Annotated in this window: 12 protein-coding genes and 1 pseudogene; 5 read left to right on the top strand and 8 right to left on the bottom strand. The window is 56.0% G+C overall.

Annotated features, from left to right (window positions below; all coding sequences use genetic code 11):
* Positions 1 to 4: 4 nt before the first annotated feature.
* Both L463_RS07510 and L463_RS07515 read right to left on the bottom strand, forming a co-directional pair.
* On the bottom strand, positions 5 to 292 hold the full coding sequence (locus tag L463_RS07510; RefSeq protein WP_003857097.1) for a VF530 family protein: 288 nt from the start codon (positions 290 to 292) through the stop codon (positions 5 to 7).
* A gap of 324 nt (positions 293 to 616) precedes the next feature.
* A complete protein-coding gene (locus L463_RS07515) occupies positions 617 to 2,098 on the bottom strand; it encodes a UbiD family decarboxylase (protein WP_017382330.1) in 1,482 nt (493 codons plus the stop codon).
* A 111-nt stretch (positions 2,099 to 2,209) separates the two neighbouring features.
* On the opposite strand from L463_RS07515, the gene L463_RS07520 reads away from it, so the two are divergent.
* Positions 2,210 to 3,094 (top strand): LysR substrate-binding domain-containing protein, encoded by an 885-nt coding sequence (locus L463_RS07520; protein WP_017382331.1) that lies wholly within the window; start codon positions 2,210 to 2,212, stop codon positions 3,092 to 3,094.
* On the opposite strand, the gene L463_RS07525 is transcribed toward L463_RS07520, so the two are convergent.
* On the bottom strand, positions 3,085 to 4,008 hold the full coding sequence (locus L463_RS07525) for a LysR family transcriptional regulator (RefSeq protein ID WP_032102998.1): 924 nt from the start codon (positions 4,006 to 4,008) through the stop codon (positions 3,085 to 3,087). The two genes, L463_RS07520 and L463_RS07525, sit on opposite strands and share 10 nt — an antisense overlap.
* 16 nt (positions 4,009 to 4,024) lie before the next feature.
* Positions 4,025 to 4,892, bottom strand: a pseudogene (locus tag L463_RS0122840) (LysR family transcriptional regulator).
* 109 nt (positions 4,893 to 5,001) lie between these two features.
* Between L463_RS0122840 and L463_RS07530 the strand changes: the two are divergent.
* Positions 5,002 to 5,586, top strand: coding sequence for a nuclear transport factor 2 family protein (locus L463_RS07530; protein ID WP_023296638.1), 585 nt, complete (start codon positions 5,002 to 5,004; stop codon positions 5,584 to 5,586).
* 117 nt (positions 5,587 to 5,703) lie between these two features.
* Here L463_RS07530 and L463_RS07535 read toward each other — a convergent pair whose 3' ends face one another.
* The 3 genes from L463_RS07535 to L463_RS07545 all read right to left on the bottom strand — a co-directional run bounded on the left by L463_RS07535 (position 5,704) and on the right by L463_RS07545 (position 8,312).
* Positions 5,704 to 6,681, bottom strand: a complete 978-nt coding sequence (locus tag L463_RS07535) for an MBL fold metallo-hydrolase (protein ID WP_023296637.1) — start codon at positions 6,679 to 6,681, stop codon at positions 5,704 to 5,706.
* Positions 6,682 to 6,788: 107 nt separating this feature from the next.
* Entirely contained in the window at positions 6,789 to 7,673 is an 885-nt protein-coding gene (locus L463_RS07540; RefSeq protein ID WP_017382335.1) for an SDR family oxidoreductase, read from the bottom strand.
* Between the two features lie 111 nt (positions 7,674 to 7,784).
* Positions 7,785 to 8,312: a GNAT family N-acetyltransferase gene (locus tag L463_RS07545; protein WP_032103000.1), complete on the bottom strand. Its 528-nt coding sequence runs from the start codon at positions 8,310 to 8,312 to the stop codon at positions 7,785 to 7,787.
* A gap of 131 nt (positions 8,313 to 8,443) precedes the next feature.
* Between L463_RS07545 and treZ the strand changes: the two genes are divergently transcribed.
* From treZ to glgX, 3 genes are read left to right on the top strand one after another with little or no spacing between them, the layout of a single operon-like run.
* Positions 8,444 to 10,231, top strand: coding sequence for a malto-oligosyltrehalose trehalohydrolase (gene treZ, locus L463_RS07550; protein ID WP_032103001.1), 1,788 nt, complete (start codon positions 8,444 to 8,446; stop codon positions 10,229 to 10,231).
* Positions 10,228 to 12,696, top strand: coding sequence for a malto-oligosyltrehalose synthase (gene treY, locus L463_RS07555; protein WP_032673218.1), 2,469 nt, complete (start codon positions 10,228 to 10,230; stop codon positions 12,694 to 12,696). The genes treZ and treY overlap by 4 nt, the downstream gene beginning before the upstream one ends.
* A gap of 15 nt (positions 12,697 to 12,711) precedes the next feature.
* A complete protein-coding gene (gene glgX / locus L463_RS07560) occupies positions 12,712 to 14,787 on the top strand; it encodes a glycogen debranching protein GlgX (protein WP_032103003.1) in 2,076 nt (691 codons plus the stop codon).
* Here glgX and L463_RS07565 read toward each other — a convergent pair.
* Positions 14,784 to 15,332 carry a winged helix DNA-binding protein gene (locus L463_RS07565; RefSeq protein WP_003857118.1) on the bottom strand — a complete coding sequence of 183 codons (549 nt, stop codon included), beginning with the start codon at positions 15,330 to 15,332 and terminating at the stop codon, positions 14,784 to 14,786. The two genes, glgX and L463_RS07565, sit on opposite strands and share 4 nt — an antisense overlap.
* Between the last annotated feature and the right edge of the window lie 94 nt (positions 15,333 to 15,426).

Below are 15,426 nucleotides of genomic sequence, written 5' to 3'. Positions count from 1 at the left end.
CGTGTTAGCTCCTGGGTGTCCGGCTATCCGTCCAGGGATTAAACGCCGGTTCGTCCTGTTCCCCGTTACCGTCATCGTGAAGAGAGTCGAGGTAGAGGGCTTCAACTTCCGCCCGCGCCCATGGGGTGCGGCGCAGGAACTTCAGACTCGATTTAACACTCGGGTCCTTGCGAAAACAGTTGATTTTGATTCGGTTGCCCAGTTCATTCCAGCCATATCGCGCAACCAGCGCGTTAACCTGCATTTCGAGCGTTACGCCATGCAAAGGATCGTTGGAAACATGTGCTGTCATAGGCGTCCGGTAGTCTCATTTTTTATGGGGATGTGATAAACGCTCAAAGGTTACAAGAAAGCAGGGGACGCGGCAATTTCAGCGTGAGGTTCTTCACCCGTGAAGGAGAGGGTTACCCAGTAATTTGAAAGAAAAAGCTATAACGTTGCCTCAGAAAAACTGAGGGCTTTCAGCGATGCCCTAAGTGAACGGAATGACCACCAGCGCCGTATGTTCCCCCTCACCCCAGCCCTCTCCCTCAAGGGAGAGGGGGCCGTCTGTGCAGGCATTATTTTGTGGGAAACCCTCAGCCCGTGAAGGGTGAAGAAGATTATCCGGTTAACGCTATTTTTTAAACAGTTCAGGCGCCCATGGCGTCGGGTCTACCTCCATAAAGGGCGCACGCTCAAAGCGGGACTTAAGCGCCCAGGGCACCGTACAGTCGAAAATCGTTTTGCAGGTGATCCCGTTGCCACGAATGGAGGGGCTGTAGTCCGGGGCCTGAGACGGATCGAGCTGGTGTCCGCGGATCCCCGGCAGATGGGTGATGCTGACATCGCCCTGCATACGGGTGGTCATCGCCCACAGGATGTCGTCGCTGTCGAAAATATCCACATCTTCGTCGACGAGAATAATGTTTTTAAGCTCGGAATAGGTGGCTAACGCGATGAGTGCCGCCTGACCCTGACGCCCTTCGTCAGAGGGCTGGCGTTTTTTCACCTGCAATACGCCAAGAAACTTGCCGCCGCCAGCGGTATGCGCATAGACGTTTTGCAGAAAACCGGGGATGGCTTCTTCGACCGCATTACGGATGCTGGCCTCCGTTGGCAAACCGGCCAGCGTGGTGTGCTCCTCGCCCGGTCCTACCAGGGTTTGCAGGATCGCCTGATGACGCATCGTGACGGCCTTCACTTTGATTACCGGTAAGGAGGGGTTAGCCTCCCCGCAGTAGCCGGGAAATTCCGGCATCGCGTGCCCGGTGTGGGTATGCTGATCTTCTTCTACACGCACGCCCGGCAGCAGTTCGCCTTCGATGATAATTTCCGCACGCGCTATCGCTTTTTCATTTACGGCCACACCCTGCACCAGCTCGACGGGGGTCTGACGTAACGCGCCGGCGACACCCAGCTCGTTGTAGCCGAAGGGCGTGGTAGGGGCTTCGAAACAGGCGCCAATATAGATAGCGGGATCGAGACCCATATTGATCGTGACCGGCAACGGTTTGCCCGCCTCCTCGGCTTTCTTACGGAACACTTCAATATGGCGGCCCGCGGCAAGAAACATGGAGAGCTCATCGCGCTCCTGCACGCAGAGACGGTGAATAGTGACATCGGTCAGTGAGGCATCTTCCGGATCGCTTGCCAGCACCAGCCCCAGACAGAAGAACGGACCGGCATCTATCGGCGTGTTGGTCGGTGCCGGAAGCAATTTACGCAGATCGAAGTCCGGATCGTCGGCATAAAACACCTGTTCCTGACACGGCGCCTGTGCCGCCGGAACCACAACGGGAGCAATCGGGTTTTTCACGGCCTGGCCGACATGTTTTGCCAGTTCAGAGGGCTCGCAGCCCAACAGGAGCGCCGCCCGCTCGCGGCTGGCGTGCATTCCGACCAGAATACGCGAGTCGGGATATCCCTTAATAGCGTTAAACATCATCGCCGGGCCAATGCGCGTCGGACGTTTTACCGTGCCGCCAGCACCAATATGCCGGTACACACCCGCCAGCTCCGCGTCAGGATCGACCGGATGGCTGGTTTCAAGGTATTGACCTTCATGGCGTTTGAGCAGTTCGATAGCACTTCTGAGATCGTTGATGTGGTTTTTCATATTTCCCTCCTCGGATGAAGGCTTCCATTCTTAACCGGACGAAGAGGGCTATCAATTGCATCATTTATGCTATTTTAATATGAATTTTATTATCAATAATAAAGGCATGGTATGCAGTTTCGACTGATGCGCAATTTCATCGTGGTGGCAGAAGAGCTTCACATGCATCGGGCGGCGGAGCGCCTTAACATGGCGCAGCCAGCGCTGAGCCAGCAGATAAAAACGCTTGAAGATCGTCTTGGGGTCTTGCTCTTTAGCCGGGCGAATCGTCGCCTGACGCTGACGCCAGCCGGTGAGGCATTTCTCAGTAAAGCCAGAGTCGCGATTTTAATGACCGATCAGGCGATTCTGGATGCCAGACAGACGGCCAGAGGGGAACAGGGCGTGCTGAATCTCGGATGTGTTTCAAGTGCGATATTCGACAGTAAGCTGCCCGCCGCGCTGCGGCTTTTACATGAGAAATGGCCCGCCATCAGCCTTTCCATGATGACGGGTAACGTGCAAACCCTTTATACCGGCGTGCAAAGCAACCAGCTGGATGTGGCCATTATTCGTGCCCCGTTACCGCTATTGCCTGACGATCTGCAAAGCCGTCCATTTACAACGGAAAAGGCCGTGCTGGCCTTACCTCGTCAACATAGCCTGGCGGGCTCCGCCGCGCTGACGCTTGCGTCGGTGAAAGAGGAGAAGTGGATCGCCCTGCGCGACCCGGAGGGGATGGGGCTGGAGCAATATTTCTATGATGCCTGCCACAGCGCGGGCATACAGCCTGACGTTGTGCAAAATGCCACCGATGTCCCCACGGTGATAAGTCTCGTCTCGGCAGGGTTTGGCATCGCCATGCTGCCGGCTTCAGCGAAGGCGATATGCGTACAAAACGTCGTCTTTGTGGATATTCTTGACCGACTCCGGGAGAGCGAGCTGACGCTGGTTTGCCACCGGATTATTCGCTCTGAGGTCCTGAAAAAATTGATGAGCATCCTCGATCATACCTGACGTCCGGCGGCCTGAAGAAGCTGTTCTCGCAGCCAGCGGTTAGCCGGATCCTGGCTGTTTTTCGGGTGCCAGTACATACCGATGACGATCGGCGGGAGATCCAGCGGCGGCGGAAAAATATCAAGCGTTTGCGTGAACCGTAGCAACATGCGTCTGGGTAGGGTGCAGAGCAAATCGGTACCGGCAACAATCGCAGGCGCCATCGCATAGCTTTGCGTCGACATCACCACGTTACGCTGGTGGCCAAGCCCCGCCAGATGCTGATCGACAAAGCCTGCGAACGGGTCGCCCTCGGATGAAACCACCAGGTGGGAAAGGCTACAATAGCTTTCCAGATCCATCGGTCCCGTACCGCGCGGATGGCCTTTTCGCTGGGCTGTGGCATATTCATCGTCAAACAGCTTGCGTCTGACCCATGCATCGTGCGCCCCCGCGTTAACGCCGACATAAATATCCACATCGCCATTTTCCATCTGCGCTGGCAGCAGCGGGGTTTCCGGGAGCGCAAAACGCAGGCGGATGCCTGGTGCTGCGCTGCTAATCTGATTCTGCAACTCTGCCCCCAGCATCAGCGCCGGGTTCTCGTGCAGGGCAATCACAAAGGTGCGGGTGCTGTTATGCGCGTTGAACGTGGTGGGTTCAAGCATCGCCGATATACCCTGCAAAACCGTCGCGACCTGCGGCCTTAACGCCTCGGCGCGCGGCGTAGGTAACACCCCACGTCCGTGTGGGGAAGGGATAAACAGCGGCTCATCGAACAGGACGCGCAGGCGCGCAAGGCGGGCAGACATCGCCGGCTGGCTGATGCCCAGCCGTGCGGCCGCATGGGTGATATTCTGATCCCTGAGTAACGCATCCAGCGTCAGGATCAGGTCCATATCCATATCGGAGGAGGGCATCTTATTGTGCGTCATAGCTTGCTGCCGTTGTTCAAAAGGGAAGGTTAGCCATTGCCAGAAAAGCAGTCACTGCATTACCTGGCTCCTGCATGCGGCTGATCATGACCAGATTTGCGGTCAGCGCCTGAGCATTCAGGTTGCGGTAAATCAGTCCGGGTATTTGCACCTGTTGCAGGGGGGCGGGAACCAGCGCCAGACCGAGCCCGGCTGCGGCAAATGCCAGAACGCTTAGCGTACTGTTTGAACGATGTGCCACGCAAAAACCATCCCCGAGCTGCTGCGCCAGCAGCACAGTCAGATTTTCATTGGCGTCATGCGCGTCGTACAGGACCGAGCATTTCAACGGAGAGGTGCGGATGGATGGCTAAGGGATGATCTTCACACATTGCGATTATCATCTCCCAGTTTCCGGTTTTCTGCACCCTGATCTGCGGATCGGCTGTCGTACTGTTATCCGGTGTATAACCGACATCAATATGCCCTGCGAGGATCGCAGCTACCTGTTTCTGGGGAGCGATTTCCTGAATGGTGACTTCTGCATCCGGATGGGTTTTACGGAAGCGACGTACATCGGTAATCATTTTGCCACTAAAAATGGCGTTCCCGGCAAAACCGACCCGTACACGCCCTGTCTCTCCCCGTATCGCACGCTGGACTGCCAGACGCGTGTGTTCCATCTGTTCCAGCATCAGTCTGGCTTCGCTGAGAAGAAGCGATCCGGCCTCAGTAAGTTCCACACGACGGCTGGAGCGGATAAACAGCGGACCGCCTAACTCGGTTTCAAGGGCTTTAATCTGCATGCTGAGCGCAGGCTGAACAATATTGAGTCGCTCAGCCGCGCGTCCAAAATGCTCTTCTTCTGCAACAGCCAAAAAATAGCGTAAGTGCCGGAGTTCCATTGCCACCCTGACTCATCATTAAAAATGATTGTTTAGTAAAATATATATATTTGAGTATAAACCGCTTCACGGCCAAACTGAACGCATCAACTCAAACAGGAACCAAACAATGCAAACTCACCAACTGCAAGACCGTCAGGATCTTAACGACCTCATGAATGGCTGGATGCACCGCGACCTGGGCGAATGGGAGCAGCTGCGTAATCTTTTTCATCCGGACGGCACAATCGAAATTACGTGGTTCGAAGGGCTCGCGAGCGATTTTGTCGAGGGTTCCATGCGTATGGGCGCTTCAGATTTGCGCACAAAACATATGATTGGCTCGCCCGCCGTCACTTTTAACGACCGCGGCGACAAAGCGATTCTCGAAACCAATGCGATGATCATCGCTGAAAATATAAAACTTAATATTGGATGCGAATGCCACAATCGTTTCTACGATCTGGCAGAAAAGAGAGAGGGCGTATGGAAGCTGTTCCATCGTCAGAGCATCTACGACATGGGTATTTTCACCTTTCCTCTGGGCCCGGTTGAGATTGATTCAAAAATTGCTGCCAACTATCCGCGGGAATATGCCGCGCTAGCTTATCTGCTGGAACAAAGCGGTTTCCCCCTCGGCCGCGTATTTGCCACGCGTGACAGTGAACTAGAAGCGAATATGAAAGCGAACGCAAAAAAATGGCTGGCTGTCTGACAGGTTCAGCGCAGGGCCGAACAGATTTCGCCGGCTGGTTAATACCCGGCCGCGGGGCCCTGGGCGTGAGATAGCGGTCCCAGGTTGAAATATTTAGCCTGGGACGCAGAGACTCTCTTATTGCGCGTCCCGGTTGGTATAGGTCACCGGAACCCACGCGTAGCCTTCCCGCTCACCTTTCTTCATATACCCGATCCCGGGGAAAGGCAGATGTGGCGCCGCAATCAGATCTTTGTTTTTCACAAACTCAGCGAACGCTGCGTTGCGTACCCGGGCGGCTCCGTCCTGATCCTCATCGTAAGCAATCGTCACGTTGGGCTGTGGGAACTGAACCGCGGCAACGTGAATGATGTCGCCGACAAAGGTAATTTTTTCACCTTTGCTCTCCAGCGTGTAGAACGCGGACCCTGGGGTGTGGCCCGGGTGAACCGTACCGCTGATGCCCGGCAGAAGCTGTTCCGTCCCGGAGAAAGTCTTCACTTTTCCGGCATCCAGATAGGGCTTTAAGGTCTTGTGCGCGACGTCGAAGTAGTTCTGGTCATAGCCAGATTTTTTCTGGTTCTCGTCGTTAAAGAAGAAATCGATATCCGGTTTGCCGACATACACCTGTGCGCGGGTAAATACGCGCTGACCGTCTTTGACCAGGCCGCCTGCATGATCGGAGTGCGCGTGGGTGATCAGGATATCGGTGATGTCCTGCGGCCTGATACCCTGCGTCGCCAGGCTTTCAATCAGCCGCCCGCCTTTGCCGGGGCCAAAGAGCTGACCGGAGCCGGTGTCCACCAGAATTTTGTGGCCGGGCATAGCGATATAGAACGCGTTAATCGATGCTTCCACCGGATTGGCCTGGAAGTTTTTGGCCAGTAACGCATCGGTATTTTCCGCCGTCGTCCGGCGCAGTAAGGCGTGCAGGTCCTGCGGCACGCTGCCGTCCGTAAAGGCGGTGACAATCGTATCGCCAACCTGAATGCTGTAGCCGCCGGCCTGCTGTTTCACCACATGCTGCGGAACGCTGGCCACCGCGTGGATCGCGGGAAAGAATAAAACCGAACCGGTCAACAGGGTTGATAACGCAAGTTTGTTCACAGTAAACATGATGGGCTCCTCAATAGTAAGTTCATCATAGTTCAACTGAGATTTTTGAGAACAGCAGGGAAGTGAATGTGACCTATCCATGAAATGGATAGGTCTGAGAGGATGCTTTACAGCACGCCGGTACCGCCGTCAGAGCACCATACTTGTCCGGAGGCGTATGAGCAGGTATCTGAGGCAAAAAGCACATACAGCGGTGCGATTTCAACCGGCTGGCCCGGTCGGCCCAGGGGCGTATCTTCCCCGAACTTCTGAACTTTGGACTGCGGCTGACCGCCGCTGGACTGAAGAGGCGTCCAGTATGGACCTGGCGCGACGGCATTCACCCGAATGCCACGCGGCCCCAGCTGCTGAGCCAGAGACTTGGTAAAGGCCACGTTACAGGCTTTGGTCTGCGCATAGTCCACCAGGATCGCGCTCGGTTTAAACGCCTGAACGGAAGTGGTGTTAATGATCACGGCGCCTTCCTGCAAATGGCGCAGCGCAGCTTTAGTGATCCAGAAGGGGGCATAAACGTTGGTTTTAAACGTCGCGTCGAAATCTGCCGTGGTGAGATCGTCGATCGATTCGCAGTACTGCTGGCGTCCAGCGTTGTTCACCAGGATATCCAGGCCACCCAGTTCCGCGACGGCTTTTTCCACCAGCGTATCGCAGAACGATTCCACGCGAATGTCGCCGGGAATGGCGACCGCTTTACGGCCTTCGGCCCGAATCAGCGCAATGACCGATGCCGCATCGGACTCCTCTTCCGGGAGATAGCCAATAGCCACATCTGCACCTTCACGGGCATAGGCGATCGCTACCGCGCGACCAATTCCGGAATCACCGCCGGTAATCAGCGCTTTTTTTCCTGCCAGTTTGCCTGATCCGATATAACTTGTTTCACCGTGATCCGGTATTGGCTTCATTTCCGATGCCAGCCCGGGGGCCCTTTGCGGTTGTTCAGCAAACGGTGGACGAGGGTAATGCAGCGTGTGATTATTTCCTGTAGACATACCGGCCTCCTTAATAGTGAATTCCAAGATTAGTCGTTAATTAAACGTAAGCGGGCAAAATTGACAAATTCAGACAAATCTATCTTCTGGCAGCGGATATAAAATATTTTCTCAAGTCAGCATGTAATACCAGAAAAGGGCGACCTCATCTTTTTCCGGCAGGGCGTTGTAAAGGTAGCGATCGTAACCGCCGAGAATAAACCCATAGTGACGATAGAACTGACAGGCAGAAACATTAACGTTCTGCGTCTCCAGCCGTAACCCGGGCGCATTGAGGCTTCGCGCCCAGACGTGGGTGGCGGACATCAGCTTGTGCGCCGCGCCCGTACGGCGTTTTGAACGCTCCACGGCAATGTAATCCACCGAAATAAATTTATTCCAGTTGCAGGACGCGGTAATAAAACCGGCGATTTCACCGTCATCCGTTTCGGCGATAAGAAATATTGAATCCGGATTAACGCAATGATTTTCCAGCGTCTGGATATCAAGTTCATAGGTTTTAAGATAAGGTTCGGTCAGCGCCTCGATATGCAAATCACCATTGAGAAATGGCTCTCTGGCAATCTCATCAACCTTGAAAGAAAAATCACAACATTCAAGGCGGGCGAGGTCTGTACTTAATCCTTTTCGAATATGCATAGTATTCCTTAAGTGGGAGTTATAAATAGATAATAGACGAAGCGGCATCCCCTGCTGGCATAACACTCTGTAGATCCTGGTCTAAGCTTGTATTTCGTTCCGCGTAAAAGGTGGTCATTCGAGGACAATGAATGGAATTCAGAACATGTCGCAGGCACTGGGGTGCTGAGTTTATTTCCGATGACGTTGTACGTTTTCGCGTCTGGGCAGAAGGGCAGAAAGATCTCACATTACGTTTAACCGATACCGACATTCCCCTGGCGGCGGTGGGCGACGGTTGGTTTCAGATTGACGTGCCCGGCGTCAGGCACGGTACGACCTATCAGTTTGTTTTACAGGATGGAATGGCGGTGCCGGATCCGGCCTCACGCGCGCAGCAGGCTGACGTCAACGGCCCGTCGGTGGTGATCGACCCGCGTCGCAGCCAGCCCACTCAGCGGGAATGGCAAGGACGACCGTGGGAAGAGACGGTGATCTACGAGCTGCATATCGGCACCTTCACCGGGGAAGGAACCTTCAGGGCGGCCATCGACAAACTGCCTTATCTGGCCGGGCTGGGTATTACGCAACTGGAAGTGATGCCCGTGTCCCAGTTCGGGGGCGCGCGCGGATGGGGGTATGACGGCGTACTGCTGTATGCCCCGCACTCGGCTTATGGCACACCGGATGATTTTCATGCCTTCATTGATGCCGCCCACGCGCTCGGGCTTTCCGTGGTGCTGGATATCGTACTCAACCACTTTGGCCCGGAAGGTAATTACCTGCCGTTGCTCTCGCCAGCGTTTTTCCATCAGGATCGTATGACCCCGTGGGGCAACGGTATTGCCTATGAGGTTGAGGCCGTCCGGCAATACATCGCCGAGGCGCCGTTATTCTGGCTCTCGGAGTATCATCTTGACGGTCTGCGCTTCGACGCCATCGACCAGATCCATGACGACGCTGAGACCCATATTCTTCCCGAAATAGCGCAACGGATCCGCGACGCATTTCCGGATCGGCATATTCATCTGACCACCGAAGACAGTCGCAACGTGATTTTCCTGCATCCGCGCGATGAGCATGGTCAGACGCCGCTTTTCACCGCCGAATGGAATGATGATTTTCACAACGCCGCGCATGTCTTCGCGACCGGGGAATCGCATGCCTATTATCAGGATTTTGCCTTTGAGCCGGAGAAAAAACTGGCGCGGGCGCTGGCAGAGGGCTTTGTCTACCAGGGGGAAATCTCGCTTCAGACCGGAAAATCGCGCGGGGTAGAGTGTCGCGAGCAACCTCCTCAGTTTTTTGTCGATTTTATTCAGAATCACGACCAGGTCGGCAACCGTGCCCAGGGGGAGAGGCTTATCTCTCTGGCAGGCGCGGATAAAACGCGTGTGCTGTTTGCGGCGCTGCTTATGTCGCCCCATATTCCGCTGCTGTTTATGGGCGAGGAGTATGGCGAAACGCATCCGTTCCTCTTTTTCACCGACTTCCACGGCGACCTGGCGAAAGCCGTGCGGGAAGGGCGCGCGAAAGAGTTTACCGGCCATGCCGGGCACGATGAAACCGTACCGGACCCCAATGACGTAAATACCTTTATGCAGTCGAAGCTTGACTGGAACAAGGCAGACACGGAGGAAGGCAGGGCGTGGCTGCACGCTACGCGCGAACTGATTGCGCTGCGTCAGCGCTTTATCGTCCCGCTACTGAAACAGCGGGGCGCCGTGGAGGGTAACGTCCTGCAAACGGCGCTCGGCATGGTTGCCGTGAGCTGGCGTTTCCCGTCCGGTACGCTGTCGCTGGCGCTGAATATCGGCAAAAAGCCGCTCGCCTTACCGAACCTGCCCGGAAAAACGATCTTTAGCTGGCCGGAGGCAGTCGATAACCTGCCGCCAAACAGCATTGTTGTTCGCTTAGCTGATGGAGAAGCAGCGCTATGATCCCTTCCTCTACTTACCGAATTCAGTTTCGCAACGGCATGACCTTCGATCGCGTGGTGGACCTGATTCCGTATATGAAAGACCTTGGAATTAGCCATCTTTACGCGTCGCCTGTTTTCACCGCAACCACGGATTCCACCCACGGCTATGACGTGACCGACCCCAACGAAATCGACCCGGCGATTGGCGGGCGGGAAGGGTTTGACCGCATGGCGGCAGCGCTGAAGCAGGCGGGGATGGGGCTGATTCTGGATATCGTTCCTAACCATATGTCGACCTCGCTGGAAAACCGCTGGTGGCGCGATGTTATAGAACAAGGCAGGCAGAGCCGCTATGCGGCATATTTTGATATCGACTGGTCCCGACCGCTGACGTTGCCGTTTCTTGGCGACACCTTTGAAGCCGAGCTGGAGCGGGGGGCTATCACCTTAAAACGTGACAGTGTCACCAACAGCGCGGCGCTGGTTTACTATGATACCGCCTATCCGCTTAATCCCGGCACGTATGCCGAAGGCAAGAGCATCGCTGAGATCCACGAGGCGCAAAACTGGCGGCTGATGTCCTGGCGGGAAGCGCCGAAACAGCTTTCATGGCGGCGCTTTTTTGAAATCACCGGGCTGGTCGGCGTGCGGGTAGAGGATGAGGCGGTCTTCGCAGACACGCACCGCCTGATCCTTGAGCTTGTTCACGACGGGGTTGTCGATGGCCTGCGCATTGACCATGTGGACGGGCTTGCCGATCCGCTGGGCTATTTGCAGCGCCTGCGTGCGGCGACCGGACCGGATTGCTACATCACGGTAGAGAAGATCCTCGCCAAAGGGGAACAGCTTCCTCCGGAGTGGCCGGTCTCGGGTACAACGGGCTATGAGTTTATTGCCTCTCTGGCGGAAGTGCTGGTGGATGATACCAACCTCTCTCGACTGGAGACGCTCTACGACGAGACGCTGGGTACGACCGTGGACAGGCAGGCGGAACTTCGCAAAGCCAAAGGGCTGATGACCGATCGTAATTTTGAAGGTGAATTTACCACGCTGCTCAAAATCGCCAGCGAGCTGGCCGGGCATAACGGCGCCGAAGTGGAGCATGAGGATATCCGCCATGCCCTGCGCGAGCTGCTTATCGCGTTTCCGGTGTATCGCACCTACGGCACCGGAGAGGGGTTGACGCCACCGGATGTGGCGCTGCTCAGCCGCGTGGTCGCCAGCGTCAACGCCTCTGAACCCGCTCTCAGCCTGATCGTGCGTATTCTTACCGGCGATCTGCCGGAGGATGACCACGCGCTGGCCTCGCTTTTCCGCACCCATTTTCAGCAACTGACCGGGCCGCTGATGGCGAAATCGGTAGAGGATACGCTGTTCTTCCGCCATAACCTGGAGCTGGCCCTGAACGAAGTCGGCGCCGACCCGACGCCGCGCGCATTTTCACTTTCCCGTTTTCACCAGGAGATGCGCATTCGTCTTGCCCGCCAGCCCGATGCGCTGCTGGGAACCTCCACCCACGACACCAAACGCGGCGAGGATGCGCGAGCGCGACTATACACGCTGACGGAAGCGCCAGATCTGTGGGGGGAAAACCTGGCGCGCTGGCGCCAGATGAACCAGACGCAGGTTCGATTCCTCAACGACGGCACCGCGCCGAACGCCGCCGACACCTGGATGATCTTCCAGGCGCTGGCGGGCGTCTGGCCAGCCACGCTGTCGCCAGACGATCGTGATGGTCTTAAGTCACTGGAAGAGCGTTTCCTCGGCTTTATTGAGAAAGCCCTGCGCGAGGCCAAGCAGCGTACCGACTGGATCGACAGCAACGAAGGGTACGAGAGCGTGGTGCTGGACTACGTGCGCCATCTGCTCTCCCCGGATAACACCCTGTTCCTGCGTGATTTCAGTGCCGCACTCCAGCCGTTTATTCGGGCTGGGTTAATGAACAGCCTGAGCCAGACGGTGATCAAGCTGACTGCGCCAGGCGTACCGGACATCTACCAGGGCAGCGAAGGGCTTAACTTCAGCCTGGTCGACCCGGATAACCGCCGCGAACCGGATTTCACCGCGCTGGCGGAAAACCTCAGCGTAGCGGATGGAACCATTTTTAACGATGCGCAACGCTGGCGAGACGGCAGCGTGAAGCAGTACGTCACCGCCACGCTGTTACGGCTGCGGCCGCATTACCCCGCGCTTTTCCGCTACGGCGACTGGCTGCCGCTGAAGGTGACCGGCGAGCGGGAAGAGAATCTGATCGTTTATGCCCGCATAAAAGATGACGAGGCGCTGATCGTCGCCGTGCCGCGTCTGGTGTTTGACGTCACCGACAATGCGATGCTGTGGGCCAATACTATGGTGGCCATACCCCAGGAGCTGGCCGGGAAGTACTACCGGGATCTGTTTACCGGTGAGCGTCGCCTTCTGCCAGAGACGCTGGATTTAACGTCTGAAAAGGGATGTTTGTTGGTTCTGCTTACCTGCGACTAATCGAGGAGAACAAAAATGCCAAAGGATACAACGTTTGAAATTCGGGCCGGTCATGGCCAACAGTTGGGCGCAAATTATGACGGAAAAGGAGTGAACTTCGCTCTGTTTTCCGCCCATGCGGAGCGGGTAGAGCTGTGTCTGTTTGATCCTTCGGGAAAAACAGAAATAGCCCGCCTGGAACTGCCGGAATATACCCATGAGGTCTGGCACGGCTATGTGCCGGATCTGAAACCGGGGGCGCTGTATGGTTACCGTGTGTATGGCCCTTACGATCCGGAGAACGGTCACCGCTTCAATCCCAATAAGCTGCTTATTGACCCCTATGCCCGTGAACTGGTGGGTGACATTGAGTGGAACGATGCCCACTTCGGCTATGAGCTGGGACACGATGAGCTGGATCTCAGCTTTGATACGCGAGACAGCGCGCCGTTTACGCCCAAATGTAAGGTCATCGACCCCAATGCCGTCGACTGGCAAGACTCCCGCCGACCCGATATCCCGTGGCCGCATACCGTGGTTTATGAGAGCCACGTAAAAGGCTTTACCCAGCTTAACCCGGCTATTCCGCCTGAACTGCGCGGTACGTTTGAGGGGATGGGGCATAAAGCGTCGGTGGAGTACATCAAAAGCCTCGGGATTACCTCGGTCGAGCTGCTGCCGGTTCACTGGTTCCCTGACGATCAGCACCTGCTCGATCGCGGCCTGAAAAACTTCTGGGGCTATAACTCGCTCGGTTTCTTTGCGCCAGCGTCCCGCTATTACGGCCCGGCGGGGATCCAGGGTTTCCGCGACATGGTGCGTGCCTATCATGACGCGGGCATCGAGGTGATCCTCGACGTGGTCTATAACCACACGGCGGAGGGCAACGAGCTGGGGCCAACCCTGTCGTTTAAGGGAATTGATAACTTCTGTTATTACCGCACCATGCCGGATCAGCACCGGTATTACATCAACGACACCGGCACCGGAAACACCGTTAATACTTCACACCCGCGCGTATTGCAGATGGTCATGGACTCCCTGCGTTACTGGGCAGAATCGATGCAGATTGACGGTTTCCGCTTTGATCTCGGGACCATTCTCGGACGTGAGCCGGAGGGGTTCGATCCGCGCGGCGGCTTCTTCGATGCCGTGACCCAGGATCCGGTGCTGTCGAAGCTGAAGCTCATCGGTGAGCCGTGGGATATCGGCCCCGGCGGGTATCAGGTGGGAGGCTTCCCGCCTGGCTGGGGTGAGTGGAACGACAAATACCGCGATACGGTACGTGAATACTGGAAGGGGGATAACGTCTCTAACGATTTTGCCGCCCGTCTGTTAGGGTCCGGTGATTTGTACGATCTGCGCGGGCGTCGTCCGTGGGCCAGCGTCAATTTTATTACCGCGCATGACGGCTTCACGCTGAACGACCTGGTGTCGTACAACGAGAAACATAACGCCGATAACGGGGAAGATAATAACGACGGACATAACGATAACCGGTCGTATAACTACGGCGAAGAGGGGCCGACGGAGAATCCGGATATCATCGCCACCCGCGAGCGGCAAAAGCGCAACTTCCTCACCACGCTCTTCTTCTCGCACGGTACGCCGATGCTGCTGGCTGGCGATGAGTTTGGCCGGACGCAAAAGGGCAATAATAACGGCTATTGTCAGGACAGCGAGATCTCCTGGGTAAACTGGAAAGGGCTCTCTGAAAACGACGAGAAGCTGCGCGACTTTACCCGTCGGTTGATTGCCCTGCGCGCGACGCAGCCGCTGCTGCGACGTGAAAACTGGCGCGACGGGCTGGAGATCCGCTGGTTTAACGCCGGTGGCGGACCGCAGCAGTCGGAACAATGGGACGAGGGTTCCACCCTTGGTCTTGCCATCAGCCGTCCCGATCTTGAGCAGGAAGAGGGCGTCTGGCACGACGTGCTGATGCTGTTTAACCCGTTTGAAGGCACGGTGCCATTCCAGATCCCGCAGTTTGGCGAAGGGGGTTGGGTGCTGGAGCTTTCGACGGCGGATGAGGCCCCCACAGGGGAAATCATCACGGAATCCGTCGATTATGAACTGGCCGGGCGGAGTATGACGCTTTTCCGCCGTCCTTAAAGCGAGGCCGCCGCGCGTGCGGCGGTATCATACAGGGAGGAGATCGCGCGGAGTAACTGCGCGGTCTCGCCAATTGATGCACCCGGAATGCCGCTTTCCGCATGAATGTTGATCAGGCAGGCCTCCCGCACCTCCCGGTACTTCATGCACAGCGCTTTTCCCTCCTCCGTGGTGGAGAAAAAAAGCTCTTTTCCGGCTTTCTCGCTGGTGACATATCCCGCCTTGACCAGCTTTTTCAGCGCATACGTCACCACGTGGGTATCTTCCACGTTCAGCACAAAGCAGATGTCGGCCAGCTTTTTCTTGCGGTTGCGGTGATTCACGTGGTGCAGAAGCGAAACGTCAAAGGCCCCCATATCCGGTTCACCCGCAGCGGTCATGCAGCGCACCATCCATTTGTTAAACGCATTGCTGGTCATGATCAGCGCATATTCCAGCTCTGATAATTCAGCACACCGCTCTGAGACGAGATGACGGGAGGAGACGATTCGCCCGTCCGCAATATCGTCGTGGTTTAACGCTGTCGTCTTTTTCTTTACTGTCATAACGATCCTTCCCCCGAAATGTAAACCCGTCGATAAAATAAGAACATTTTATTGATAAATTGTTTACATGTTTTTGACGTTCAGATATAGCTTT

Origin of the sequence: Enterobacter sp. BIDMC 27 (genome assembly GCF_000534415.1) — a bacterium.
Classification (GTDB): domain Bacteria; phylum Pseudomonadota; class Gammaproteobacteria; order Enterobacterales; family Enterobacteriaceae; genus Enterobacter; species Enterobacter hormaechei_C.
Note: the sequence above shows the minus strand (reverse complement) of the source record. Positions and strands in the feature narration are given on the sequence as shown.

Bases quoted from the DNA above. Each gene is read 5' to 3' on its own strand.
- L463_RS07520 (WP_017382331.1), top strand. From the start codon at position 2,210: ATGCAGTTTCGACTGATGCGCAATTTCATCGTGGTGGCAGAAGAGCTT.
- treZ (WP_032103001.1), top strand. From the start codon at position 8,444: ATGGAATTCAGAACATGTCGCAGGCACTGGGGTGCTGAGTTTATTTCC.
- L463_RS07515 (WP_017382330.1), bottom strand. From the start codon at position 2,098: ATGAAAAACCACATCAACGATCTCAGAAGTGCTATCGAACTGCTCAAA.
- L463_RS07510 (WP_003857097.1), bottom strand. From the start codon at position 292: ATGACAGCACATGTTTCCAACGATCCTTTGCATGGCGTAACGCTCGAA.
- L463_RS07535 (WP_023296637.1), bottom strand. From the start codon at position 6,681: ATGTTTACTGTGAACAAACTTGCGTTATCAACCCTGTTGACCGGTTCG.
- L463_RS07565 (WP_003857118.1), bottom strand. From the start codon at position 15,332: ATGACAGTAAAGAAAAAGACGACAGCGTTAAACCACGACGATATTGCG.
- L463_RS07545 (WP_032103000.1), bottom strand. From the start codon at position 8,312: ATGCATATTCGAAAAGGATTAAGTACAGACCTCGCCCGCCTTGAATGT.
- L463_RS07525 (WP_032102998.1), bottom strand. From the start codon at position 4,008: ATGACGCACAATAAGATGCCCTCCTCCGATATGGATATGGACCTGATC.
- L463_RS07540 (WP_017382335.1), bottom strand. From the start codon at position 7,673: ATGTCTACAGGAAATAATCACACGCTGCATTACCCTCGTCCACCGTTT.
- glgX (WP_032103003.1), top strand. From the start codon at position 12,712: ATGCCAAAGGATACAACGTTTGAAATTCGGGCCGGTCATGGCCAACAG.
- L463_RS07530 (WP_023296638.1), top strand. From the start codon at position 5,002: ATGCAAACTCACCAACTGCAAGACCGTCAGGATCTTAACGACCTCATG.
- treY (WP_032673218.1), top strand. From the start codon at position 10,228: ATGATCCCTTCCTCTACTTACCGAATTCAGTTTCGCAACGGCATGACC.